The organism is Micromonospora sp. NPDC047670 (genome assembly GCF_043204915.1).
GTDB lineage: Bacteria > Actinomycetota > Actinomycetes > Mycobacteriales > Micromonosporaceae > Micromonospora.
This window is the reverse complement of sequence record NZ_JBIDDA010000007.1, coordinates 59,131-83,477: the sequence shown is the minus strand read 5'-3', so window position 1 is coordinate 83,477 and position 24,347 is coordinate 59,131. Positions and strand designations below refer to the sequence as shown.

Sequence of the window (24,347 nt, the reverse complement as noted above, 5' to 3'; positions counted from 1 at the left end):
ATGCTCAGCCCGGGGGTGCAGCTCGGCAACCGCTACCGCCTCGACGAGCGGATCGCCAGCGGTGGCATGGGCGACGTCTGGCGCGGCACCGACCAGGTGCTCGGCCGGACGGTCGCGGTCAAGAGCCTGCTCCCCGCGCTGCTCGACGACCCGGACTTCGCCGAGCGGTTCCGTGGCGAGGCCCGCACCATGGCGACGATCAACCACCCCGGCGTGGTCGACGTCTACGACTTCGGCAACGACCAGCAGATCGCCTTCCTGGTGATGGAGTACGTGGAGGGCGACGCGCTGTCGGCCACCCTGGCCCGGGTCGGCCGGCTGACGCCGGCCCGCACGATGGCGCTGGTCGCCCAGGCCGCCGACGCGCTGCACGCGGCGCACGTGAAGGGCATCGTGCACCGGGACGTGAAGCCGGGCAACCTGCTGGTCCGGCCCAACGGCACCCTGGTGCTCACCGACTTCGGCATCGCCCGGTCGGACCTGGTCGCCCAGCTCACCGCGGCCGGCTCGGTGCTCGGCACCGCCTCCTACATCTCCCCGGAGCAGGCCACCGGCGGGGTGGCCACGCCCGCCTCGGACGTCTACGCGCTCGGCGTGGTCGCGTACCAGTGCCTGGCCGGCCGGCGCCCCTTCGAGGGCGACAACCCCCTCGAGATCGCTATGCGGCACGTCCGGGAGGCCCCCCGCCCGCTGCCCGCCGACATCCCGCCGCAGGTCCGCGCCGTGGTGGAGCGGGCGCTGGCGAAGGACCCGGCGGCCCGCTGGCCCAGCGCCGCGGCGCTGGCCGGGGTGGCGCGGCAACTGAAGGCCCAGCTCTCCCAGCAGGCCCGTGCCGGTGGCCGGCCGATCTCCGCCGCCCCGGCGTCGCCGGCGGCCCCGCCCGGCCGCGCCCAGGTGCCGGCGCCGACGGCGCGCCCGCCCGCGGCGCCGCACCGACCGCCGACCGTCGCCCCGCAGTCGCCGCGCCCGCCCGCGGCGGCGCCCCGTCCGGCCGTCGCGCCGCATCGCCCCACGGTGGTCGCGCCCGCCGCACCGGTGTCCCGCCCGCCCGTCGCCCCGCCGGGCTATCCGCGCGGCGCGGCACCCGTGCCGCCGGCCCGCCCGATGGCGTACGCGGGGCAGGCCGCTCCTCCGGCGCCCCAGCCGGGCGGGCGACGGTCCCGGCCCGGGATGGTGTTCCTCGCCATCATCCTGGCCGTACTGGTCCTCGTCTGCTCCGGCGTGATTTCCTACAACCTGCGGGAGAAGTCGCAGCAGTCCGGCGCAGCCGACGCGGTCCTCCCGCGGACGGTGACGTCCGGCGCGCTGCGGCCAGACGGACGCGACGATCCGGCCGGGACGTCGTACCGTCGACAGGAACTGCCCCGGTCGGGCGGCGACGAGACGACGAGCGAAGGACGACAGACGCGATGACAGCGCAGGCCCGCCTGCTCGGTGGCAGGTACCAGGTCGGCGAGCTGCTCGGCTATGGCGGCATGGCCGAGGTGCACCGCGGTCGCGATCTCCGGCTCGGTCGGGACGTCGCGATCAAGATGCTCCGGACCGACCTCGCCCGGGACGCCACCTTCCAGATGCGGTTCCGCCGCGAGGCGCAGAACGCCGCGTCCCTCAACCACCCGGCGATCGTCGCCGTCTACGACACCGGCGAGGAGACCGCGCCGACCGGCGAGACGCTGCCGTTCATCGTGATGGAGTTCGTCAACGGGCGGACCCTCAAGGAGGTCCTCGGCGTCGAGGGGCGGCTCCAGCCGCGCCGGGCGCTGGAGATCTGCGCCGACATGTGCGCGGCGCTGGAGTTCAGCCACCGGCACGGCATCATCCACCGGGACATCAAGCCCGGCAACGTGATGCTCACCCAGACCGGCCAGGTCAAGGTGATGGACTTCGGCATCGCCCGGGCGCTGGCCAGCGGCGCCACCACGATGACGCAGACCAGCGCGGTGATCGGCACGGCGCAGTACCTCTCGCCGGAGCAGGCGCGGGGCGAGGCGGTCGACGCCCGCTCCGACGTCTACGCCGCCGGCTGCGTGCTCTTCGAGCTGCTCTGCGGGCACCCCCCGTTCGTGGGTGACAGCCCGGTCAGCGTGGCCTACCAGCACGTACGGGAGGCCCCGCCGACGCCGAGCGACATCAACCCGGACGTGAATCCCGCCGTCGACGCGATCGTGCTCAAGGCGCTGTCGAAGAACCCGCTCAACCGCTACCAGAGCGCCGGCGAGATGCGGGCCGACCTGCTCCGCGCGGCGGCCGGCCGCCCGGTGCTGGCCACCCCCGTGCTGCCGCAGGACGAGACGACGCGGGTCGTCCCGGGCGGCGCGGGCTACCCGGCCGCCGCCGGCGGCGCCCCGCAGACCCGGCAGATCCCGGCCCGGGTCGGCGACCCGCGCCGGCGCAAGGCGTCGTCCTGGCTGATCGCCACGTTCGCCGCGGTGGGCGTGCTCGCGGTGATCGCCCTCGCCGCCGCCCTGCTCAACCAGCGCGGCGACGACCGGGTCACCGTCCCCACGGTGACCGGCCTGACCCAGCAGGAGGCGTTCACCCGGATCGAGCAGGCCCAACTGGTGCCCAAGGCGGGCGAGCAGGTCTTCAACGCCACCTGCAAGAAGGGCGAGGTGGTCAACCAGACGCCGGCCGCCAACTCTGCCCTGGAGCCCAACCGGGAGGTCGTCGTCCAGGTCTGCGGCGGCCCGGCCACGAAGGCCATTCCGACCGGCCTCAAGGGCTCCACCTATGAGAGTGCCGAGAAGCGCCTGAAGGACGAGGGCTTCGACGTCAAGAGGGTGGAGAAGGACAGCCCGCAGCAGGAGGGCATCGTCCTGGGGGTGTCGCCCGAGGAGGGGAAGCAGGTCGCTGAGGGGGCCGAGGTCACGCTCACCGTCTCCAAGGGCAACGTCGCCCGGGTGCCCAACGTGGTCGGCTCCACCGAGGACGACGCCAGGGAAGAGCTGGAGGACGCCGGCTACGACGTCGACGTCGAGCAGGGCCGGGAGGTGCCGGCGGCCGAGGCCGGCCGGGTGCTCTCGCAGAACCCGCGACCGGGCTCGAACCTCGCGAAGGGCAAGACCGTGACCATCGTGGTCAGCGTCCCGCAGGTCGACGCGACGCCGACCGACTCGCCGAGCCCGACGCCCAGCGCCACGTCCTCCACGCCCTCTGGGGGCGGCGGTGGCTTCCCGCTGCCGACCACCCCGCCGGGCCGGCTCCCCGAGCAGTGACCCGCGGCGGGTGACCCGTGCGAACCGGTGGCGGCGACACCTGACCCGTGCGGCGGTCGTCGGTCTGGCCGCGCTGCTCCTGGCCAGTCTTCCCTGGCTGTGGACGACGGTCGCGGCTCGCGGTCACGTCCACGACGAGGCCGACGCGCCGGCCGCCGACGTGGTGATCGTCCTGGGCACCGCGGTGGCGGCGGACGGACGCCGACCCGGCGACCGGCTCACCGGCCGTCTGGAGACCGCCGCCGAGCTGGTGAAGAGCGGGCGCGCCCGGGTGGTCCTCGTGTCGGGCGACGGGGGCGGCACGTCGGGCGACGAGCCGGCGGTGATGACCGCCTACCTGACCGAGCGGCTTGGTGTCGACCCGCGTCGCGTCGTGGCCGACCCGTTCGGTTTGGACACGTACGACAGCTGTGCCCGGGCACGCGAGGTGTACGGAGTCGAGCGGGCCCTGATCGTGACCCAGTCCTACCACCTGTCCCGGGCCGTGACGCTGTGCCGACACCTCGGCGTCGAGGCCGAGGGGGTGACTGCCCGCTGTCCCGGCTGCGGTCCCGCCCTGCTCGTCGGGAAGGCGGCCCGCGACTACCTCGCCAGCGGCAAGGCGGCGTGGGACGCGGTGCGTCGCAGGCCGCCCGCGGTCCGCTCGCCGGCGGACCCGGCAGTCCAGGACGCGTTGCGGGGCTGACCGTCCGGCCGTGAAGGCCGGCGGCGCCGGGCCGCACCAGCCCGCGGCCCGCCGTGGCGGGGAGGGCGGGCGGCGGAGGCGCCGGCGGGCGAACCGCCGCCGTGGCCAGGCCGCGAAGGGCGTGCGGCGGAGGGACAGTGCGGGGGGCAAAGGCGCAGGCCGGGCGGATCGCCGCCGTCGCCGGGTCAGGGGAGCGTGCGGGAGCCTCAGCCGGCGGCGAAGGCGGCGCGGCGGCGGGCGTCCACCTCGGCGGCCAGTTCCGGGGCCCGCTCCAGCGCCGCCGGGTGGCCGCAGGCGGCGAGCCAGTTGGCCAGCATCAGGTGACCGCCCTCGGTCAGCACCGACTCGGGGTGGAACTGGACGCCCTCGATCGGCATCGTCCGGTGGCGCATCGCCATCACCACCCCCGATCCGGTCCAGCCGGTGACCTCCAGCTCCTCGGGCAGCGTCTCGGGCAGCACCGCGAGCGAGTGGTAGCGGGTCGCGGTGAACGGGTCCGGCAGACCGGCGAGCACCCCGACGCCCTGGTGGCGGACCTCGGAGGTCTTGCCGTGCAGCAACTCGGGGGCACGGGTCACCGTCGCGCCGAACGCCTCGCCGATCGCCTGGTGCCCGAGGCAGACGCCGAAGATCGGCAGCTCGCCCGCGTACCGGCGGATGACGTCGAGGCAGATGCCGGCCCGGTCGGGGCTGCCCGGACCGGGCGAGAGCAGCACGCCGGCCGCCCCGACCCTGCCCACCTCGGCGACGTCGATCTCGTCGTTGCGCCGGACCTCGCAGTCGACGCCGAGCTGGCCCAGGTACTGCACGAGGTTGAACACGAACGAGTCGTAGTTGTCGATCACCAGGACACGCATCAGGGCTCACTCGTCCGGGGAGGCGGGCGGGGTGTTGTTCCGCTCGGTGTCGTACGGCAGGTCGTGCCCGTCGCCGGGCGGGGCGTCACCGTCGCCCGGCACCACGTCACCGGCGGGGTCGCCGGAGTCCTGGGTGACCTGCACGTCGTCGAAGGGCAGCAGGGGCTCGGCCCACGGGAAGACCACGTACCAGAGCAGGGCCACCATCGCGCTGGCGATCAGGAGGCTGCCGACGAGCTTGCCGGGCAGCCCGAAGGGAAGCTTGCGCCAGATCCAGCCGTACACGCCTAGCCTCCCAGTTCCGCCGGCCGGCCCGCCGACTTCGGCTGGGTGCGCGCCAACTCGGCGTGGATGATCAGGCGCTGGTAGTTGTCGAACTTCGGGTTGCAGGTGGTCAGGGTGAGCATCCGCTTCGTCGGCTTGTCCCCCGGCCTGCCCGGCACGGGCGCCACCACCTCGACCTGGGTGGGCTTGACGATCCGGCTCTGGGTCACCTTGTAGACGTACCAGTCGGTCTTGCTCTCCACCACGATGGCGTCGCCGTCGTTGAGCTCGTCGAGCCGCCAGAAGGTGGCCCGGTTGCGGTGCCCGGCGACGGAGAAGTTGCCCACCTGGCCCGGCAGGGCGCTGGACGGGTAGTGGCCGGGCGCGTACCGGATGTCCTTCTGGGTGACGCCCTCGACCACGACCCAGTTCTTGTCCAGCTTGGGGATGTAGAGCCCCGCGATCGGCTTGCCCTGCACGGGCGGCTTCGGCTTCGTGGACGCGCTGGCCGACGGCGCGACGGTCGGGTCGCCCTCCGGGCCCCACGCCTGCGCCAGTTGCTGGCTGAGGTCGTTCTGGTGGGCGTCGACGATGGCCGACTTGCCCCACACCTCGTAGCCGGCGAAGAGCAGCACCACCATGCCGAAGGTGATGAGCACCTCGCCGGTGACCCGGATGCCGGTGCGCAGCCGCGAGCCCAGGGACGGCCGGGTCAGCTCCGAGTAGACGCTCTTGTAGCCCTCGCCGGTCTGCTCCGGGCGGAGCTGGACGACCCGCTCACCACGGCGCGGCCGAGGCTGCTCGGCGGGGGGATCGGGGACGTCCCGCTCGTCCGTCTTCGGGGGACGCGGCACGGCTCCCATCAGGGCGGTCGACTCGAAGAGGGCGGCCGAGCCACTCGGCGTACGCCCAGAGACGGCCGGGATCACGGCGGTGGCCCCCGGGTCGGCGGCGGCCGGCGAGACCGGGGCCGGTGCCCCGCCGGCCGGCGCGCCCCTCGGCGGGATGAAGGCGGTCGGCCCGTCGGTAACCGGCCGGCCGCTCTCGGCGGCGGCACGATCGAGCGGCGGGCGGAGGGGCCGTCCGTCGCTCTGGCCGGCGGCCCGCGCGGGGCCCGGCTGCCGGGCGGCGTCGGCCGCCGGCGGCGGCGTGGGCGGCCGAACGGGCCCGGCACCCGGCCACGGCGGCGGCGCGCCCGCACCCCGGCCGGCCGGAGAGCCGAAGTCGGTGGGGCCGGTCGGCGGGCCGTAGGCGGTGGGGCCGGTCGGCGGGCCGAAGTCGGTGGGGCCGGCGGGCGGTCCGTGGTCGGCGGGGCCGGGGCGACCGGCGACGGGCCGGCCCGGGTCCGTGGGCCGGGCCGGGTTGCCGGTGGGCCGGGCGTGGTCCGGGCCGGGGGCGAACCGGCCGGGGTTCGCGGGGCGACCCGGGTCGCGGGCCGGGCCGGCGGGGCGGGCGGGATCGGCGGGGCGGGCCGGGTCGGGCACGGCGCGCGACCAACCGGCGGGCGGGCCGCCCTGCGGGCGGCCGTCGTCGGCCGCCGGGCCGGGGCCGTGCGACCGCGAGGCCGGCGAGCGGGGCGGCAGGGCCGGATCCGGCCAGGCTCCGGCCGGGGCGGGACGGGTCGGGCCGGGCCGGTCGACCTTGGGCAGGAACGCCGTGGGGCCGTCACCCTGGTCGCGGTGGCGGCCGTCGCGCTCCTCCGGCCAGTCGTCGGGCACGCCGCTCACCGGGGCACCGTCGCCGACCTGAGGGTGGTCGAATCCTCGAACGCCGGCACGGTCACCGTGGAGACGGTCTCCTTGTAGCCGAGCTTGTAGTCGTCGACCAGGTCCCTGAACAACCGGACTCCCTCGGAGTCGGCGAGGGCCCGCTGGAGGGTGGCGGGGTCGCCGATTGCTACGATCTTGAATGGTGGGGAGTACACCCGGCCGTGCAGCAGCAGGGTGTTACCCACGCAGCGTACCGCGCTGGTCGACAGCACGCGGACGTTCATGATGGACATGGCCTCGGCGCCACCCGCCCAGAGCGCGTTCACCACCGCCTGCACGTCCCCCTGGTGGACGACCAGGTCGTCGTTGGTGGCCCCGGCGGGCAGGGCCCCGTCGTTGCGGCGCGGCGCGTCGTTGAGTTCCACCGTCACGCCGGGTCCGGCGAGCGCGGTGAACCCGGCGGCCTCGCGGCTGGCGGCCGCCCGGTCCTGCTGCTCCTTGATCGGGCCGTCCGAGCTGGCCAGCGCCGTGGTGCGGTCCTCGACCTCCCCGCGCAGCGCGGCGGCGCGCTGCTCGCTGGCCGCCACCTCCGCGCGGCGGTCCTCGATCAGCTGGTTGAGCTGGGGACGCCGGTCCTCGCGCAGGGCGGTGCCGCCGGCGGTGGTGGCCGTGGTGGTGAAGAGCAGCCCGGCCGCGGCGGCGATCAGCGGCACCCCGATCGACCAGCCCGGTCGTCGCTGCCGTGGTCGCCGTGGCAGGAGGCCGGCGACCGCCCGCCGGAGCACCTTCTGCCAGGAGGCCGCGCCGGATGTGTACTCCACCGAGCGTTCCTTCCCCGTCGTCTGGTTCAGCCCGCCGAGGCGCGGGCCGATGCGGCGACCCGAACAGTCCCGCCTTTTTCGGTCACTCCGAGCACCGGCCTGACCCCATTCGTGGCTTGGACGGGTCTTCGGGACTACGCTAGCTGTCGAACATTATTGGCCATGGACCGTCGCCCCCGCGCCCGGTTGTCAGGCCGGACGAGGTCGTCACCCCCTCTGGAGAGCGTCGTGCCCAAGTCTCAGGTCCGCAAGAAGAAGGTGTACACCCCGCCGACGGACGTCCGTCCGACGGCGACGGCGGCGACGCGCAAGCCTAGCCCGGTGTGGCTGCCGATCTCGGCGGTCGCCCTCATCGTCTTCGGCATCGGTTGGCTGGTGGTCTACTACCTCTCCGAGCAGGAGTACCCGGTCATGTCGTGGGGTTACTGGAACCTCGCGGTGGGCTTCGGCGCGATGGTCGCCTCCCTGATCCTGCTCTCCCGCTGGCGCTGAGCGCCTCCGCCCGGCACCACCGGGCGCCTGCGGCCCGTGCCTCGGTGCCGTGCCGTGGGCCGAGCCGTCGTGTCGCGGTGCGGCCCGATCGTCGTGCGCTCCAGCCGCCGCGGGCCCGCGCCGCCGTGCCGCCTCCACAGGCCGACGATCCGGCCTGCCGGGGCTCGGCCGGCACGGTCGGGACCCTTCCGGGCGGTACCCGGAGGGGGCAGGTCACTCGGCGGAGCCCCTGCCGGGCGGTTTCCGGCCGGGCCACCTATCGTGTGCGCAGGGCGGCGTGGCCGGAGTGCGAGATGACTCACGTTACCGCTGGGTAACCTTGCGCGTAGGCTGCATTGCATGACCGAGCGGAGCGAGGTCATCGACCGGTCCGGTCGAGGGTGCGGTGACGGCGGCTCGCCGACCGCCCCCTGAGCCGGCCCCGGTCGCCGAGCCGCTCGACAGGCAGCAGACCGGGAGGCCAACTCGATGGGCAGCGTCCAGATCGTCACCACGATCCTCGCGTTCGCCATCACCGCCGTGGCGGTGTGGCTTGCGGTACGCGCGGTCATGAAGATGGTGGCCGTCATCCGGCTGGGTCAGCCCGACCCGACCCGGTTCGGCGACAAGGGCACCCGCACGAAGACCATGCTGGCGGAGACCGCCGGCCACACCCGGATGCTCCGCTGGAGCGTGGTGGGTGCGGCGCACTGGTTCGTGATGGTCGGCTTCATCGTGCTGTCGCTGCTGGTGCTGGAGGCGTACTTCGAGGTCGTCTCCCCGACCGGCGAGCTGCCCCTGGTGGGCGCCTGGACGTTCTTCAACGCGCTGACCGAGCTGATCGGCATCCTGGGCATCGTCGGCATCCTGGTGCTGATGGCGATCCGGCTGCGGAACCGACCGACCCGGCCGGGCGGCCGCTCCCGGTTCACCGGCTCCACCATGTGGCAGGGCTACTTCGTCGAGTGGGTCGTGCTGCTGGTCCTGATCTTCGGCTTCGTGATCCGGGGCTTCAAGGTCGCCACCGACCACTTCGAGTACCCGGTCTGGGCCACCCCGCTCAGCCACGCGGTCGGCGCGGCGCTGCCGAACTGGGACGCGGGCGTCAGCGTCGCCGCGCTCATCAAGATCGTCATCTCGATGACCTGGCTCATCGTCATCTCGCTGAACGTCACCATGGGTGTCGCCTGGCACCGCTTCCTGGCGTTCCCGAACATCTTCTTCAAGCGCGACCCGGGCCGGGCCGGCTCCGGCCTCGGCGCGCTCCGCCCGATGACGAGCCAGGGCAAGCCGCTCGACTTCGAGGAGGCCGACCCGGAGAAGGACCAGTTCGGCGTCGCCCAGGTCGAGCAGTTCAGCTGGAAGGGTCTGCTGGACTTCAGCACCTGCACCGAGTGCGGCCGCTGCCAGTCGCAGTGCCCGGCCTGGAACACCGGCAAGCCGCTGTCGCCGAAGCTGCTGGTGCTGAGCCTGCGCGACCACGCGTATGCCAAGGCGCCGTACCTGCTCGCCGGCGGCGGCAAGGACCTGACCGGCGAGGAGAAGGCCACCGCCGCCCAGCTCGCGCACGTCGACGTGCTGGCCCTGGCCGAGGGCGACAAGCCGCTGATCGGCACGGCCGAGGAGGGCGGCGTCATCGACCCGGACGTGCTCTGGTCCTGCACCACCTGCGGCGCCTGCGTCGAGCAGTGCCCGGTCGACATCGAGCACGTCGACCACATCGTCGACATGCGCCGCTACCAGGTGCTCATCGAGTCGAGCTTCCCGTCGGAGGCCGGCGTGATGCTGCGCAACCTGGAGAACAAGGGCAACCCGTGGGGCGCCCCGCAGAACACCCGCGAGGACTGGACCAAGGGCCTGGACTTCGAGGTGCCGCGGGTGGGCGAGGTCGACGACTTCGAGTACCTCTTCTGGGTCGGCTGCGCCGGCGCGTTCGAGGACCGGGCCAAGAAGACCACCCGGGCGGTCGCCACGCTGCTCAACGAGGCGGGCGTGAAGTTCGCGATCCTCGGCGAGGGCGAGACCTGCTCCGGCGACCCGGCGCGCCGGATCGGCAACGAGTTCGTCTTCCAGATGCTCGCCCAGCAGAACGTCGAGACGCTCAACGAGGCGTTCGAGGGCCGGGAGAAGAGCAAGCGCAAGATCGTCGCCACCTGCCCGCACTGCTTCAACACCCTCGGCAACGAGTACGGCCAGCTCGGCGGCGAGTTCGAGGTGGTCCACCACACCCAGCTCCTGGCCCACCTGGTCGCCACCGGCAAGCTCACCCCGGTGCAGCCGGTCGACGGCGGCGTCACCTACCACGACCCCTGCTACCTGGGCCGGCACAACCGGGTCTTCGCCCCGCCGCGCGAGGTGCTGGGCACCGCCATCGCCGGCGAGCTCACCGAGATGCCGCGCAACAGCGAGCGCTCCTTCTGCTGCGGCGCCGGCGGCGCCCGGATGTGGATGGAGGAGAAGATCGGCAAGCGGATCAACGTGGACCGGGTCGAGGAGGCCATGTCCACCGGGGCGAAGACGGTCGCCGTCGGCTGCCCGTTCTGCTCGACCATGCTCAACGACGGGGTGAACGGCAAGGGCGCCGGCGAGCAGGTCGAGGTCGTCGACGTGGCCAGCGTGCTGCTCCGCTCGGTGAAGCCCGAGCAGGCGCCGGGCGAGAAGGAGACGGCGCCGGTCGCCGGCTGACGCGTACCCCCTGCAACGCCCGACGGCGGTGGCACCTCGCGGTGCCACCGCCGTCGTCGTTCGGGAGACGGCGGCGGTCGCGGCCGTGGTCGTCGCCAGCAGCACGGCCGCCTGGGTCTGCTCGGTCGCCTTCCTCGTCGCCTCGGACGCCCAGCCGGCGGCGACAGCACCCGCTCCGACTCACGGTGGAGCACGCCCGCCGTCACCAACCCGTCCAACACCTGCTGGGGCGGGTCCCCGGCGGGCCGGCCGATCCGGTTCCTCGGCGGAACCGCCCGGATTCGCGCCCGTGCCCCGGCCGCCGTCGCGTGCGAGAATCGCGCCGAGGTGAGGCGAGCATCGACGGCCTGTTGCTGACCACGCTGCTGCCCCTGGTCGGCTTCGTGTTGCTGACCGGCGGCAACGCGTTCTTCGTCGCGGCCGAATTCGCCCTGGTCACCGTGGACCGGCCGGAGATCGAGCGGCGGGCCACCTCGGGCGACGGCCGGGCCGCGACGGTACGCCGCGCACTGCGCGAACTCTCCTTCCAGCTCTCCGGGGCGCAGCTCGGCATCACCCTCACCGCCCTGCTCACCGGCTACCTGGCCGAGCCCGCCCTGGCCCGGCTGTTCACCCCGCTGCTGCGCCCGGTCGCCGGGGACGCCGCCGGCCGGTTCACGCCCTTCCTCGCCCTGGCCCTGGCCACCCTGCTCTCCATGCTCTTCGGCGAACTGGTGCCGAAGAACCTCGCGCTGGCCCGGCCGATGCCCACCGCGCTCGCCACCGCCGGTCCGATGCGCGGCTTCTCCCGCGCCTTCGGCTGGCTGATCCGGGCGCTGAACGACTCGGCGAACCGCCTGGTCCGGCTGCTCGGGGTCGAGCCGCAGGAGGAGCTGGCCAGCGCCCGCTCGCCGGAGGAGCTGGGGCTGCTGGCGGCCATCTCGGCCCGGGCCGGGGCGTTGCCGCCGGACACCGCGATGCTGCTGCGCCGGACCATCCGCTTCGGCGACAAGCGGGCTGCCGAGGCGATGACCCCGCGGGTGGACGTCGTCGCGCTGCGGGCCACGGCCACCGTGGCCGAGCTGCTGGCGCTCGCCCGGCAGACCGGGCGGACCCGGTTCCCGGTGTACGAGGAGACCCTCGACCTGGTGACCGGCGTCGCCGGGGTGCCCGACGCGCTGGGCGTGCCGCCGGCCCGCCGGGAACACACCACCGTCGGTTCGGTGGCCCGCGAGCCGGTGTACGTGCCGGAGAGCCTGGACCTCGACGGGGTGCTCGCGGCGCTCCGGGCGGCCGGCGCTGACCTCGCCATCGTCGTCGACGAGTACGGCGGCACGGACGGGGTGGTCACCACCGAGGACCTGGTGGAGGAGCTGGTCGGCGAGATCGCCGACGAGTTCGACCCGGACGCGGTGGACGACGCCGGCCCGGTCGAGCTGACCGTGCCGGGCGGGGAGCGGACGGTCCTCGTCGACGGCGTGCTGCGCTCCGACGAGCTGGCCGAGCAGACCGGCTTCCGGCTGCCGGAGGGGCCGTACGAGACGCTCGCCGGCTTCCTGATGGCCCGGCTGGGACACATCCCGGTGGCCGGGGAGACGGTCGACGAGTCCGGCTACGAGTTCACCGTCGTCGAGGTGGAGCGGCACCGGATCGAACAGGTCCGGGTGGTCCGCCCCGAGGAGCCGGGCGACGATGCCTGAGTTGCTGGTCACGGTGGCGCTCCTGCTGGGCAACGCGTTCTTCGTGGGCAGCGAGTTCGCGCTGATCGCGTCCCGCCGTACGGTGGTGGAGCCGTTGGCGGCCACCTCGAAGCGGGCCCGCTGGGCGCTCTCGGCGATGAACCAGATCCCACTGATGATCGCCGGGGCGCAGCTCGGCATCACCATCTGCTCGCTGGGGCTCGGCGCGATCGCCGAGCCGGCCCTGGCGCACCTGCTGGAGCCGGCGTTCCACGCCGTCGGGCTGCCCGACCGGGCGGTCCACGCGGTCGCGTTCGTGCTCGCCCTCGGCGTCGTGGTGTTCCTGCACACGGTGGTCGGCGAGATGGTGCCGAAGAACATCACGCTGGCCGGGCCGGAGCCGTCGGCGCTCTGGCTGGGGCCGGCGATGCTGGCGTTCTGCCTGGCCACCAAGCCGCTGTTGCTGGCGATGAAGTGGGCGGCCCGCCGGGTGCTGGGGCTGTGGCGGATCGAGGCCACCGAGGCGGTGAAGACGGTGTTCACCGCCGAGGAGTTGGCCGGGCTGGTGTCGCAGGCGCGTACGGAGGGGCTGCTCGACGCCGAGGAGCACGCCCGGATCACGGGTGCGCTCGCCCTGCACAGCCGGACCGCCGCCGACGCCCTGCAACCCTGGTCGACGGTGACCACCGTCGCCGAGGACGTCTCGCCGGCCTCGCTGGAGGTGCTGGCCACCAGGACGGGCCGGTCCCGCTTCCCGGTGGTGCAGCGGTCCACCCGCCGGGTGCTCGGCTTCGTGCACGTCAAGGACGTGCTCGGGTACGCCGGGGTGAGCCGGCGCGCCCCCGTCCCGGCGGAGGTCTACCGGCCGCTGGCGGTGGTGCCGCCGGACCGTACGCTCGCCGACCTGCTGCTGTCGATGCGTCGCGAGCGACGGCACATGGTGCTAGTCAGCGACGGCCGTCGACCACTCGGCGTGGTGACGTTGGACGACGTATTGACCGCGATCGTCGGCCGTCGGGCCGACACCCTTGGTACGCAAGCGGTTGCGCAAGCGTGATGTGAACGATGGTCGCCTTGATTCCGTTCCCCGCCTTCCCTAAGGTTGGGCACCGGCCGCTGTGGGTCGTCTGTCTCGCCCCTCTTCCCGCACGCGAGGCGCCCGGCGGTCGGGTTGCAAAAGGAGTCGGTGCCGGTGGCAACCATGCCCCCTCATCGTCACGCACCGGGACGGTCTGCTCGTCCGGGTGGCCTGCGCCGGGCCGCCCACCGTCTGCTCACCCTGGTCGCCGCCGCGATCGTCGGCGCCGGCGCGCTCGCCGCGCCCGCGTACGCCGAGCCCTCGGTCGACGAGATCGAGGCGGCGATCGACAAGAAGTGGGAGCAGCTGGAGCCCACCATCGAGCAGTACAACAAGGTGCGGGCGCAACTGAAGGTGAACCGCAAGAAGTCGGCGGACCTGCAGAAGAAGATCCAGCCCTTGGCGCTGGAGACCGAGCTGGCGATGGACCGGGTCGGTGACCTCGCCTCCCGTTACTACATCTCCGGCCCGTCGCAGGAGATCGGCGCGCTGCTGGTGAGCGCCAAGCCGGACACGCTCACCGAGCAGCTGACGCTCCTGGACCGGCTGGCCGCGAACGAGCGCCGGCAGCTCGAGGGCGTGACCAAGGTCCGCGAGAAGTACGACGCGGAGAAGCAGCGGCTCGACGCGCTGATCGTCGCGCAGACCAAGCAGCAGAACGACCTGGCGGCCAAGAAGAAGCAGATCGACGCCGACATCAAGAAGCTCGAGGCGTCGATGCCGGTGACGACCGTCAAGACGGAGAACTGCCCGACCATCAACGGCGTGGTCAGCGAGGCGGCCCGGACCGCGATCAGGACCGCCTGCGCCCAGGTCGGCGACCCGTACGTGTGGGGGGCCACCGGCCCGAACTCGTTCGACTGCTCCGGCCTGACCCAGTACGCCTACAAGGCGGCAGGCATCCACCTGACGCACTTCACCGGCGCACAGTGGAACGAGGGCAAGGCCATTCCGCGCTCCGAGGCGCGCCCTGGTGACCTGGTCTTCTTCTTCAGCGACCTGCACCACGTCGGCCTCTACCTCGGCAACGACAAGATGGTGCACGCGCCCCGGGCCGGCAAGCCGGTCAACGTCTCCAGCATCAACACCATGCCGGTGGCCGGGTTCCGCAGGCCCGGCTGATCCTCCGGCGCCGCCGCACGACGAGGGCCCCCGGTCGAGTCGACCGGGGGCCCTCGTCTGCCCGGGCCGGCCTGCGCCGGCCCGGGCGGGCGGTGGGTCAGCTGGGCGCGCCCAGCGGGGAGGGCAGCAGGTTCACGTCGTCCAGGTTGACGTACATGACCCGGTGGCCGAACTGGATCTGCACGTACTTGTTGTCGCCGCGGATCACCGTCCAGTCACCGGGGGCGGAGCCGTCGAACGTGGTGGCCCGGTAGTACTCGCCGGGGAGCACGGTGCCGACGGCGTACCGCTGGCCGGCCGAGAGGGTGTACTGCAGCGGCGAGATCGCCTGGTAGGGCACGCCGGCCGGGTAGGCCGCCTGCTCCGGGTACGCCCGGCCGTACACCGGAATGGTGGTCTTGCCGGCCTTGGGGGTCACCACGAAACCGACGGACCACTTCGCGGTCGGCTTCGAGGCGGGGTTGTGGAACCACGCCTTCTGGCCGAGGTACCAGATCGCGGTCCAGTCCCCCTGCACCCCGGCCAGGGCGTACGTCTGCCCCGCCGAGGCACGGGCGCCGTGGTCCGAGATGTACATGGTGTTCGGGGTGCCGTCGGGCCGCAGCGCGATGTCGTTGACCAGCGGCGCGTCGTGGCTCGGCGCGCTGTGCAGGACCACCGCGGACGAGCCGCGCAGCGGGCAGGGGGCCGTCGGCGGGGGCGGGTTCGGCACGCCCGGGGGTTGCCGGTTGCAGCCGGTGAACTGCGGCTGGTTGGTGGCGAAGTCCGGGTCGATGGTGACCAGCCCGGTCCGCGGCGTGGCGGTCGACTTGAACGGCGCCTTGAGCAGGTCGAAGTAGTGCGACCAGTCCCAGTACGGGCCCGGGTCCCAGTGCATGCCGCGCACGGTCGAGGCGACGGTGCCGGGGACGTTGTCGTGCCCGATGATGTGCTGCCGGTCCAGCGGGATGTCGTACTGCGCCGCCAGGTGGCGGACCAGCTTGGCGGAGGTGCGGTACATCGCCTCGGTGTACCAGGTGCCGTGTCCGGCGAAGCCCTCGTGCTCGAGGCCGATGGACTTGGCGTTCACGTACCAGTTGCCGGCGTGCCAGCCGACGTCCTTGGTCTTGATGTGCTGGGCGATGTGGCCGTCCACCGACCGCAGGGTGTAGTGCCAGCCCACCCGTCGCGGGTCCTTGACCAGGTTGACGCTCGGCCCGAAGTAGCCCTCGGTGTCGTGGATGACGATGTACTCGATCTTCTGCCGGTTGGGCCGGTCGGAGAGGTCGTGGTTGCCGTAGTCACCCGCGCCGGGGCCGTACTTCTGGTAGGGCGCCGGGATCCACTCGCAGGAGATGGTGTCGGGGCACTCCAGCCCGTCGGGGCGGGCGAGCTTGCGCAGGTTGAGCCGGTCCAGCCAGGTGCGCTGCGGCTGCACCACGCTGGCGGGCAGGCTCACCTGCTGCCCGTCGTCGGTGCGCCGGCTGTCGCCGGCGTTGATGGTGCCGTAGACCTCGTCGGCGAAGGCCGCCGCCGCGTCGGCGTTGTCCGCGCCGGAGTAGCGGGCCACCGCGCCGTACCAGGCCGCCGGGTCGGTGCCGGCGCCGACGGGGGCGCCGATCTCCTTCTGGTACGCGGCCAGCAGCGCCGCGCCGCCCCGGATGTTCGCCGCGACGTCCGTGCGCAGCGTCTCCTCGCTGGCGCCGGTCAGTGCGGCGGCGGCGTCGAGCGTCCGCAGCGCGGCCTCGGCGGGGGGCGGATCGGCTGGCGGCTCGTGCGCCTCGGCCAGGGACGGGCGGGAGTCGTCGCCGCGCGGGTCCTCGGTGCCCTCGTCGTGGTGGGTGCCCCCGGGCAGGGAGGCGACGTACTCCGCGTCGGTGAGGTGCATCGGTCCGTAGCCGCCGCTGGTGCTCGGCGTTCCGGCGTTGGTGTCCCAGCGGGACTGCAGGTAGGAGACTCCGAGCAGGACGCTCTCCGGCACGCCGTACTCGGCCGCCGCGGCGGCGTACTGCTGCTGCCGGTCGGTCGTCGGCGCGGCGGCGGCGGATCCGGCGGCGGTGAGTGGCGTCGCCGCCAGGGCGGCCGCGACGGCGGCGGCCAGCAGGACGCGTCTGCTCCTCGATGTCGCTGTCAGGTGCATCAGACCCCCAGGTCGGACGGGCGAATGTGGGGCCACCTTCGCCCCGGCCGGCACCTTTGGTCAATACCTTTCCATCGGTCACTTCAAAAGGAAGAAAATCTTCGTCCTCGGGGTTGCGCGCTCCCTCCGGTCCGTGTGAACACGGTGTGTCACGGCGCGACGGGTTGCGGATTGATAACGGCCGTCTCTACTCTGGTCATTCGTCGGCCGGCGACAGTCCGCCCAACCGGGGCGGTAACGGTCCGACACCGCCGAGTCGCTCCCGAGCGAGCCGGGGACCCAGGTACCCCCGGGGTGAATCCGCAGCCTCTGCGGTAGGGCGTCCCCTTCCCGCCCGAACCCGTCAGCTAACCCGGTAGGCGGTACGGGAAGAAGGAGTACGGAGCCCGGTGGCACACCATGCCCCGCGGCCACCGTCGGCACGGTCGGCCCTCGCCGACCCGACGACGGCTGAGCCGCGCCCACGCTGGTACCGCTGCACCACCGCCCTCGCCGCCCTGGCCGCGTTCGCCGTCGTCCTGACCGGCGGCGCCACGGCGGCCCACGCCGAACCGACGGTCGCCGAGATCGAGCGCCAGATCGACGAGGACTGGAACAAGCTCGAACCGATCATCGAACGGCACAACGCCACCCGCCAGGACCTGGCCGCCAAGCGCAGGCAGGCCGACGCGCTCGCCAGGCAGATCAAGCCGCTGGAGGAGCAGGTCGACCAGGCGATGAAGAAGGTCAGCGCGCTGGCCGTCCGCGCCTACAAGGGTGAGAACGTCTCCGCCGTCAACGCCCTGCTGGGCAGCCGCTCGCCCGACCAGATGGTCGGCCAGCTCGAACTGCTCGACCGGTTCGCCCAGCACCAGCAGAAGGACGTGCGGCAGGTCGCGGAGCTGCGCGACCGGCTGGCCGCGAAGAAGGCGCCGTTGGACGAGATGGTCGTCCAGCTCGGCCGGACCGAGGCTCAGCTCGCGGCGAAGAAGAAGCAGATCAACGCCGAGATCGACCGGCTGCAGAAGCTGCGGCTGCGGATCTACGGCAGCGGTGGGGGCGGCCCGCTGCGTCCCGCCCCCTGCCCGGCCAGCTATCCCGGTGGCGGGGCCGGCACCGCCGTCAAGTTCGCCTGCGCGCAGATCGGCAAGCCCTACGTCTGGGGCGCCGAGGGCCCGAATTCGTACGACTGCTCGGGCCTGATGCTCGCCGCCTGGGCGAAGGCCGGGGTGTCGCTGCCGCACAACGCCGCGCAGCAGCGCCGGGTCACCGCGACCGTCAGCCGGGGCGAGCTGCGCCCTGGCGACCTGGTCTTCTACTACAGCGACCTGCACCACGTCGGCATGTACGTCGGCGGGGGCTGGGTGGTGCACGCCTCCCGGGCCGGGGTGCCGGTCAGGATGAAGAAGGTCGACGACGGCCCGATCCACAGCTACGGCCGCCCCGGCTGAGGTGTGCGGAGGGGCCCTTCCTGACGCACGTCGTCGAGGAGAGGGCCCCTTCTGGCACCCGCGAAGCGGTCGTCAGCGGGTCGGCCAGGTGCGCCAGTGCTGCCAGGAGCGGCTCGGGGTCGGACCCCGCTGCCCCTGGTAGCGCGAGCCGTAGACCGCCGAGCCGTACGGGTGCTCGGCCGGCGACGAGAGCCGGAAGATGCAGAGCTGGCCGATCTTCATGCCCGGCCAGAGGGTGATGGGCAGGTTGGCCACGTTGGACAGTTCCAGCGTCACGTGGCCGGAGAAGCCCGGGTCGATGAAGCCCGCGGTGGAGTGGGTGAGCAGGCCGAGCCGACCCAGGCTCGACTTGCCCTCCAGCCGCCCGGCGAGCTGGTCGCCGAGCGAGATCACCTCCAGCGTCGAGGCGAGCACGAACTCGCCCGGGTGCAGCACGAACGGCTCGCCCTCGGGCACCTCGACCATCGACGTCAGGTCGTCCTGCTGCATCGCCGGGTCGATGTGGGTGTAGAGATGGTTGTTGAAGACCCGGAAGAGCTTGTCGAGGCGTACGTCGATGCTGGACGGCTGCACCAGCGTGGGCTCGAACGGCTCCAGCGCGAGCGTGCCCGCCTTGATCTCGGAGACCAGGTCGCGGTCGGAGAGCAGCATCGGAACACCATAGCGAGCGATGTGCGTGACCTGCGTGTCGGACTACCTGTTCGTACACGTGTTCGATAGAATGTCGGCATGGCTTCCTGGTCCGAATTCGCCGCCGACGAGCCCCGCCTCGCCGACGGGATCCGCGTTCTCATGCAGCAGTACGGGCCGGGCTTCGGCTATCTGGCCACCGTCCGCGCCGATGGTGGGCCCCGCGTCCATCCGGTCTCCCCGGTGATCACCGACGAGGGCCTCTTCTGCTTCGTGGTCGACTCGCCGAAGCGGCGCGACCTGGAGCGCGACGGCCGCTACGCCCTGCACTCCTTCCCGCCGGAGGAGAGCGACGACGAGGCCTACGTCGCCGGCCACGCCCGGCCGGTGACCGACCCGGCCCGGGTGGCCCGGCTGGCCCGCAGCCACCGGGCCGCGCCGCAGGTCGACTGGCGGCTGTTCGAGTTCACCGTCGACGTGGCGATGCTCGCCCGCCGTGAGCCGGGCGGCGTGGGCGGCGCGGGCGAGGGACACGGGCGGCCCGCCGTCCAGGTCTGGCTCGACCCCCGGGCGACCGCCCCCGACGTCGCGGCGGAGCCCGCGACGCGGTCGGTGAGCGGCGACAGCCTCGCCGCCCGCCCGGCCGCCTGAGACGCGGTGTGACGCCCCGGGCCGTCCCCGTCCGGGGCGCCACACCGCCCCGCCCCGCCCGAAGGCGACGGTGCCGGCCCCCGTCGAGCGGGGGCCGGCACCGGTGCCTGCCTGTCGTACTGGGGAATTACGCCGCGCGGTACGCGTTCCAGGCGGTCAGCATTCGGCTGGCCTGCCCGGCGGTGAACTGGTGCATGCAGGAGTCGTAGGTGTAGTCCATGAAGTTGGTGATCGGGTCGACGCCCGGGGCGGTGCAGGTGTCCCGGCCGGTCGGGCACTCGAACGCCGGCGAGGCCTCGGGCGCGGTGTCGCTGACGCTGTCACCCGAGCCGGAGCAGCCGCCCTGGAAGGTGTGGTAGAGGTTCAGCCAGTGACCGACCTCGTGGGTGCCCGTGTCGCCCTGGTTGTAGTTGGCGGCCGTGCCGCCCGGCAGCGACTCGCTCAGCACGACGACGCCGTCCATGCTGTTCAGCTTCCGGGTCGGGAAGGTCGCCCAACCGAGCAGGTCGTTGCTCAGCTCGCCCAGGTAGACGTTGAGCGTGTTCTTGCCGCCCTCGCGCAGCGAGGTCTTCATCGACCGCTCGGCCGAGGAGCCCTGCACGATCGGGTACCACGCCGGGTTGGTCACCCGGTTGATCTTCTGGAGCTGGAAGCTGAACGCGGTGGGCGCGCCGCCGGTCGCCCCGCTGTAGGACTGGTTCAGCACGTTGATCTGAGACGTGATCATCGAATCCGGGATGTTGCCGCCGGCCCGGGTGGCGTCCCGCTGGATCACGTGCACGACGACGGGGATGGTGACGGTGGCCATCGTGGAGGCGCCGGCGCCGGTGCGGAACCGGGCCCGCTCGCGCAGGGCGGCGGCCAGGTCGGCCTCGCGCTCGCGGGTTTCCGCCAGGGTCAGCTCGTTCGGCTCGTGCCTGGTCGCGGCACCCGCCTTCACGCGGGAGTCCGAGTGGACGTCGGCCGGCTCGACGCAGACCTCGCTCGGGGCGGCGGAGAAGGCCGACGCGGCCGGGACGACGCCCACCGCGGCGGTGCTGAGCAGCAACGCGAGGGTCGTCGTCGCGACGCCGGCCGTACGCCGGGTCAGCAGGTTGGGACGGAGTCCCATGGGCCCACCTCTTTCTGGCGACGCGACAGGGGGTATGTCACGCCGTGGCTGAGAACGTTGGCCAGACGTTACAACCGATCGACGGATTTGAGAACGGCCATATGTTGCCGCGATGAAACTTTTTCCTGGCCGGCGTCGTATCTGATCGACAATTGGCGATGAAATGGTGCTTCTCGGTAGCGATCCATGCCGCCGACGGCTCGCTGGCGCCGGTCTTCGGGTGTATCAGCCGGCAGGCCGCGGCGCGAGCGGATCATGCCGGCTTGGCGGGCGTCCACCTCCTGCGCCGGTGGCCGCGAGCCACTCTTGCGTCCCGTGGGCGACGCGGCGCGGCGTCGGAGGGGGTACCTGGGTGCACCGGCGTGACGACTCAGGTACAGTGGTGCCGCCTGCGGGTGTAGTTCAATGGCAGAACATCAGCTTCCCAAGCTGACAGTGCGGGTTCGATTCCCGTCACCCGCTCCAGCACGAAGGCCCTGGTCAGGACGCGAGTCCCCGCCAGGGCCTTCGATGCTCCGAGGCAACGATCGTGCCGCGTGCCGTTGGCGTGCCATCAGCCCCGGTCATCCCGGCCGTCGTTTCGACGGCTACCAGCCTCCCCGGACGGGCCAGAGGCGTGTTCGGACGTAGGCCTCCACCTTGTCGCCGTCCGGGGAGCCTGGGCGGCCTGCAACCGCCGACGAGGAGATCAGGTCCCTCTCAGGGCGCGCTGCCGTCGCCCAGAGGTTCCCCGTTGAGGTCCTGGACGCGTTCCAGGAGGACCACGGGGATCTCCCGGGTAATCCGCTGCTGGTAGGCCGCGTATTCCGACATGGTGGAAACCATCAGCCGCCACTGGCGTGGACGCTCGTCCGCAGTGGCAGGGCGCGCGCGTGCGCCGAAGGTCTCCGCACCGACCTGAACCGTGACGTACGGGTCGGCAAGCAGGTTGAGGTACCACGCCGGGTGGTGGTCCGAGCCGCGGTTGGAGGCGGCCACCACGTAGCGGTCGCCGTCGCGCGCGTAGACGAGGGCGGTGCGGCGTAGCTCGCCGGTTCTCCGGCCCCGAGTCGTCAAGAGCAGGTCGTTCACACCGGGCCGTGGTCGGCCTGCGGTCTCCTCGAAGCGGCGGATGTGCTCGGCGATCCAGGCGTTCGGGCTGTCGTGGACCTTGGGCATCACATCTCCCGGACACTCAGGGCGACGCGGTGGTGGCGGGGCGCCTCGATTTCGTCGAGCAGTGCGACCGCGAAGTCCGCGTAGCTGATCCGGCTGGCCGCATCGCTGTGCTCGGCGAGCCGGTAGTGGCCGGTGCGCGTGCCGTCGTGATCGAAGTCGCCCGCGGGAGCCACGTACGCCCAGTCGAGATCGCAGGTCCGAAGCGCTTCAAGGCCCGCCGCGTGGCCAAGGTAGAAGGAGCGGTACTCGTTCGGGTAGCCGGGCTCGTCCATCAGGGCGGCACCGGACGCCCCGGGCAGGATCGATGCGAGGCCGACCACCACCAGGCGGCGTACGCCCGCCTTCGCCAGCCCGGCGGCCAGGGCGCGGGACGACGCGGTGAAGAAGTCGTGCGGCGACACGGACAGGTCCACGGCAGCACTGATGGCGGCGTCATGCCCGGTGGCCGCCTCCGCGATGCTCACCGCGTCCGTAACGTCGCCTGCCACCACCCGCACGTCGGCCAGGTCGCTGTGGCCTGCGGGGTCGCGCACCACGGCAGTGACCTGGTGGCCGCGCCGACGTGCCTCGGCGACGACCTGCCGCCCGACCCGGCCGCCCGCGCCGAAGACCACGATGTTCATGAGCAAACGCCTCTCACCAGGGCCGGAGCCCGTGCGCCCGGCCGGTTCGCCGACCCTAGCGAGGGCCACGGTTACCACCGGGATACCAGCTGTCGTGAGCTGATGAGGTGACCCCTGCCCCCAAGGACCGCTCTGACCAGGCCGCAGGGCCGGCGACCAGGCGATCATCGGAAATTCCCGGGCTGACAGTGCGGGTTCGATTCCCGTCACCCGCTCCGGGTTGAGGCCCGCCGGCGAGGAGGTGGCCGCGTGCTGCGCGCGGCGGCCAGCCGCGACCCGGACGATCCGGCCCAGGTCAGGACCGGTTCCCGGCCTGGGCCTCATTCGTGCTGGTCGTTTCTCCGGCTTGTCGTGCCCGCTCGCGGTCAGGCTCAGGCAGGGAACGAAACAGTGCCGCCAAGTCGCCGAACACGAGGGGAAGGCCGCCCAGCTCGCTGATCCCGACCCAGGCGATGTCGTCATGCTCGTCAGGTGCCCGGTTGGTCGGAGTGCCGATCCAGTCTCCAATTCGCCAGACGCCCACGCGGACGGCGTCCTCACCACTGCCGGCATGCAGGTGGCCCAACCGTGAAGAGGACTCCGCCACGATGTGGACACCGAGCTCCTCGCGCATCTCACGCGCGAGGGCTTGTAGTTCCGACTCACCCGCCTCGACATGCCCCCCGGGCAGATCCCAGAGATCCGGGTATGCCCGGCGGGTCGGGCTGCGGTGTACCAACAGGACCGCGCCGTTCTCAACGAGTGCGCCCGTGACGACGACATGCATGACGGGGATTAGAGCACGGATAGGGCCAGCTCACCCCAGCCGAAGGGGACGCGCAGACGTCCGGATCCGCCGCGATCGGCGCGCTGGGTGCCGCAGATCCACTGGCGGACGACTGTCGCGCATCAGCCGACGGAGGACAGCAACGCCTCGCATGAGGGGACGCCACTGTCGAGCGGTTGCCCCCCAGCGAGGCGGCCCTGACTCATTCCCCGTGCGGCAGGCTCCACAGGTGCAGGGTGCTCCCGTCCCTGGAGACCGTGTGCCAGCCGCCCGGCCCGGCCGACCGGGGAGACCCCGAGACGGGGAAGGGGTAGGTGATCCGGGCGTCCAGGCTCATCGTGCCGGTGTCGACCAGCCAGTGGCGGGGGACCTGCGCGTCGTACTCGGTGCCCACCACGGCGCGGTCGTCGTACGGAAATGCCGCCTCGTAGCCCCAACCGACGCGGGTGTCGTCGCTCGACACAGGGGGCACGGCTTCGTCGGCGTCCAGACGCCGCAGCTCCGTGCCGTCGTCCGCCCGGTGCAGGTAGAGGGACCACTGCCCCGGATCCGTGGTCAGGAAGTGCTCCCCGGAAGGGCTCACGGCGAGGAGGACCTCCTCGACGAACCGCTGGACGGTGAGCGTCGTGCCCTCCCAGTGCCCCCACAGCACCGGCGAGTCCTCTTCGCCCTCGGCGACGGTCAGCCCCATGTACGCCGGGTCGGGATGGGCGAAATGGTAGGAGGACGCCCCCACGGTCGCCGTCTCGGCCCGGGCCAGCACCCTGCCGTCGGCGGGATCGAGGACCAGCCACTCCTCCCTGACCTCGTGCCCGGCGTAGTTGCGGACGTGGGCCCAGAGGAGCTTGCCGTCCGAGGAGAAGGCCGCCGAGCCGGTGTCCGCGTGGTCGTGGCCGCGGTCGTCGGCGTACTCGGAGAACGAGGCATGGGCCTCGGCGCACACGGCGGCGGACCAGCACCCGTGCCGGATCTCCCACCGCACCGCGCCGGTCGGATCCACCGCCCGCAACGCGTGGACACCGGCGAACACGGCGACATCGGCCGCGGGGGAGACCGCCGTCGAGCCGTACCGGCGGGGCCAGGGCGCGGGGAACCGGGTCTCCGTCCCCTCCCCGTCCAGGTCGCGGACGACCAGCTCGGTGTCCCCGCGCTGCACCAGCAGCCTGCGCCCGGGCCAGTGCAGCACCTGGGGGGCGTCCGCCGACGCGGGATCGAGCGGAGCGGCGACGGTGGCCGCGAGCTGAGCGGTGCGCTCGGCGGAAGTCCTCGACACGGAACCGTTCGGCAACGCCAT

21 protein-coding genes, 1 tRNA gene and 1 riboswitch are annotated in these 24,347 nt (G+C 72.7%); of the genes, 11 read left to right on the top strand and 11 right to left on the bottom strand.

Annotation, left to right across the window (positions count from 1 at the left end):
- From ACGF7U_RS18700 to ACGF7U_RS18690, 3 genes are read left to right on the top strand one after another with little or no spacing between them, the layout of a single operon-like run.
- Positions 1-1,413, top strand: coding sequence for a serine/threonine-protein kinase (locus ACGF7U_RS18700; protein WP_393108165.1), 1,413 nt, complete (start codon positions 1-3; stop codon positions 1,411-1,413).
- Complete coding sequence (pknB, locus tag ACGF7U_RS18695) at positions 1,410-3,215, top strand: Stk1 family PASTA domain-containing Ser/Thr kinase (protein WP_393108162.1); 1,806 nt, start codon at positions 1,410-1,412, stop codon at positions 3,213-3,215. The genes ACGF7U_RS18700 and pknB overlap by 4 nt, the downstream gene beginning before the upstream one ends.
- 10 nt (positions 3,216-3,225) lie before the next feature.
- Complete coding sequence (locus ACGF7U_RS18690) at positions 3,226-3,900, top strand: vancomycin high temperature exclusion protein (RefSeq protein ID WP_393108159.1); 675 nt, start codon at positions 3,226-3,228, stop codon at positions 3,898-3,900.
- Between the two features lie 206 nt (positions 3,901-4,106).
- Here the strand turns inward: ACGF7U_RS18690 and ACGF7U_RS18685 are convergent, their stop codons facing one another.
- The 4 genes from ACGF7U_RS18685 to ACGF7U_RS18670 are packed head-to-tail and all read right to left on the bottom strand — an operon-like array spanning position 4,107 to position 7,551.
- A complete protein-coding gene (locus tag ACGF7U_RS18685; protein ID WP_393108156.1) occupies positions 4,107-4,757 on the bottom strand; it encodes an aminodeoxychorismate/anthranilate synthase component II in 651 nt (216 codons plus the stop codon).
- A 6-nt stretch (positions 4,758-4,763) separates the two neighbouring features.
- Positions 4,764-5,042: a hypothetical protein gene (locus ACGF7U_RS18680; RefSeq protein ID WP_393108153.1), complete on the bottom strand. Its 279-nt coding sequence runs from the start codon at positions 5,040-5,042 to the stop codon at positions 4,764-4,766.
- A 2-nt stretch (positions 5,043-5,044) separates the two neighbouring features.
- Positions 5,045-6,748 (bottom strand): class E sortase, encoded by a 1,704-nt coding sequence (locus ACGF7U_RS18675; RefSeq protein ID WP_393108150.1) that lies wholly within the window; start codon positions 6,746-6,748, stop codon positions 5,045-5,047.
- Positions 6,745-7,551 (bottom strand): DUF881 domain-containing protein, encoded by an 807-nt coding sequence (locus tag ACGF7U_RS18670; RefSeq protein ID WP_393108147.1) that lies wholly within the window; start codon positions 7,549-7,551, stop codon positions 6,745-6,747. Before ACGF7U_RS18670 ends, ACGF7U_RS18675 begins: the two co-directional genes overlap by 4 nt.
- Before the next feature lie 228 nt (positions 7,552-7,779).
- On the opposite strand from ACGF7U_RS18670, the gene ACGF7U_RS18665 reads away from it, so the two are divergent.
- From ACGF7U_RS18665 to ACGF7U_RS18645, 5 genes are all read left to right on the top strand, one after another.
- Positions 7,780-8,043 (top strand): cell division protein CrgA, encoded by a 264-nt coding sequence (locus ACGF7U_RS18665; protein ID WP_091100210.1) that lies wholly within the window; start codon positions 7,780-7,782, stop codon positions 8,041-8,043.
- 468 nt (positions 8,044-8,511) lie between these two features.
- On the top strand, positions 8,512-10,707 hold the full coding sequence (locus tag ACGF7U_RS18660) for a (Fe-S)-binding protein (protein WP_393108145.1): 2,196 nt from the start codon (positions 8,512-8,514) through the stop codon (positions 10,705-10,707).
- Positions 10,708-11,072: 365 nt separating this feature from the next.
- Positions 11,073-12,386, top strand: coding sequence for a hemolysin family protein (locus ACGF7U_RS18655; protein WP_393108634.1), 1,314 nt, complete (start codon positions 11,073-11,075; stop codon positions 12,384-12,386).
- Positions 12,379-13,422 carry a hemolysin family protein gene (locus tag ACGF7U_RS18650; RefSeq protein ID WP_393108143.1) on the top strand — a complete coding sequence of 348 codons (1,044 nt, stop codon included), beginning with the start codon at positions 12,379-12,381 and terminating at the stop codon, positions 13,420-13,422. The genes ACGF7U_RS18655 and ACGF7U_RS18650 overlap by 8 nt, the downstream gene beginning before the upstream one ends.
- 129 nt (positions 13,423-13,551) lie before the next feature.
- Positions 13,552-14,565 carry an NlpC/P60 family protein gene (locus ACGF7U_RS18645; RefSeq protein ID WP_393108141.1) on the top strand — a complete coding sequence of 338 codons (1,014 nt, stop codon included), beginning with the start codon at positions 13,552-13,554 and terminating at the stop codon, positions 14,563-14,565.
- Between the two features lie 97 nt (positions 14,566-14,662).
- Here the strand turns inward: ACGF7U_RS18645 and ACGF7U_RS18640 are convergent, their stop codons facing one another.
- Complete coding sequence (locus ACGF7U_RS18640) at positions 14,663-16,684, bottom strand: N-acetylmuramoyl-L-alanine amidase (RefSeq protein ID WP_393108139.1); 2,022 nt, start codon at positions 16,682-16,684, stop codon at positions 14,663-14,665.
- A gap of 239 nt (positions 16,685-16,923) precedes the next feature.
- A riboswitch (cyclic di-AMP (ydaO/yuaA leader) is annotated at positions 16,924-17,061 on the top strand.
- Between the two features lie 12 nt (positions 17,062-17,073).
- Here ACGF7U_RS18640 and ACGF7U_RS18635 point away from each other — a divergent pair.
- Positions 17,074-18,114, top strand: coding sequence for an NlpC/P60 family protein (locus tag ACGF7U_RS18635; RefSeq protein WP_393108137.1), 1,041 nt, complete (start codon positions 17,074-17,076; stop codon positions 18,112-18,114).
- A 72-nt stretch (positions 18,115-18,186) separates the two neighbouring features.
- Here ACGF7U_RS18635 and dcd read toward each other — a convergent pair whose 3' ends face one another.
- The gene (dcd, locus tag ACGF7U_RS18630; RefSeq protein WP_350683119.1) at positions 18,187-18,765 is read right to left on the bottom strand and encodes a dCTP deaminase; all 579 of its coding nucleotides are present in this window, start codon (positions 18,763-18,765) and stop codon (positions 18,187-18,189) included.
- A 78-nt stretch (positions 18,766-18,843) separates the two neighbouring features.
- Between dcd and ACGF7U_RS18625 the strand changes: the two genes are divergently transcribed.
- Positions 18,844-19,395 (top strand): pyridoxamine 5'-phosphate oxidase family protein, encoded by a 552-nt coding sequence (locus tag ACGF7U_RS18625; protein ID WP_393108135.1) that lies wholly within the window; start codon positions 18,844-18,846, stop codon positions 19,393-19,395.
- Between the two features lie 127 nt (positions 19,396-19,522).
- Here the strand turns inward: ACGF7U_RS18625 and ACGF7U_RS18620 are convergent, their stop codons facing one another.
- Positions 19,523-20,506, bottom strand: a complete 984-nt coding sequence (locus ACGF7U_RS18620) for a zinc metalloprotease (RefSeq protein ID WP_393108133.1) — start codon at positions 20,504-20,506, stop codon at positions 19,523-19,525.
- Positions 20,507-20,897: 391 nt separating this feature from the next.
- Here ACGF7U_RS18620 and ACGF7U_RS18615 point away from each other — a divergent pair.
- A tRNA-Gly gene (locus ACGF7U_RS18615) sits at positions 20,898-20,971 on the top strand.
- A 234-nt stretch (positions 20,972-21,205) separates the two neighbouring features.
- Here the strand turns inward: ACGF7U_RS18615 and ACGF7U_RS18610 are convergent.
- From ACGF7U_RS18610 to ACGF7U_RS18595, 4 genes are all read right to left on the bottom strand, one after another.
- On the bottom strand, positions 21,206-21,664 hold the full coding sequence (locus ACGF7U_RS18610) for a nitroreductase family deazaflavin-dependent oxidoreductase (RefSeq protein ID WP_393108131.1): 459 nt from the start codon (positions 21,662-21,664) through the stop codon (positions 21,206-21,208).
- Positions 21,664-22,287, bottom strand: a complete 624-nt coding sequence (locus tag ACGF7U_RS18605) for an NAD(P)-dependent oxidoreductase (RefSeq protein WP_393108129.1) — start codon at positions 22,285-22,287, stop codon at positions 21,664-21,666. Before ACGF7U_RS18605 ends, ACGF7U_RS18610 begins: the two co-directional genes overlap by 1 nt.
- 295 nt (positions 22,288-22,582) lie before the next feature.
- A complete protein-coding gene (locus ACGF7U_RS18600) occupies positions 22,583-23,053 on the bottom strand; it encodes an NUDIX domain-containing protein (protein WP_393108127.1) in 471 nt (156 codons plus the stop codon).
- Positions 23,054-23,255: 202 nt separating this feature from the next.
- Complete coding sequence (locus ACGF7U_RS18595) at positions 23,256-24,347, bottom strand: hypothetical protein (protein ID WP_393108125.1); 1,092 nt, start codon at positions 24,345-24,347, stop codon at positions 23,256-23,258.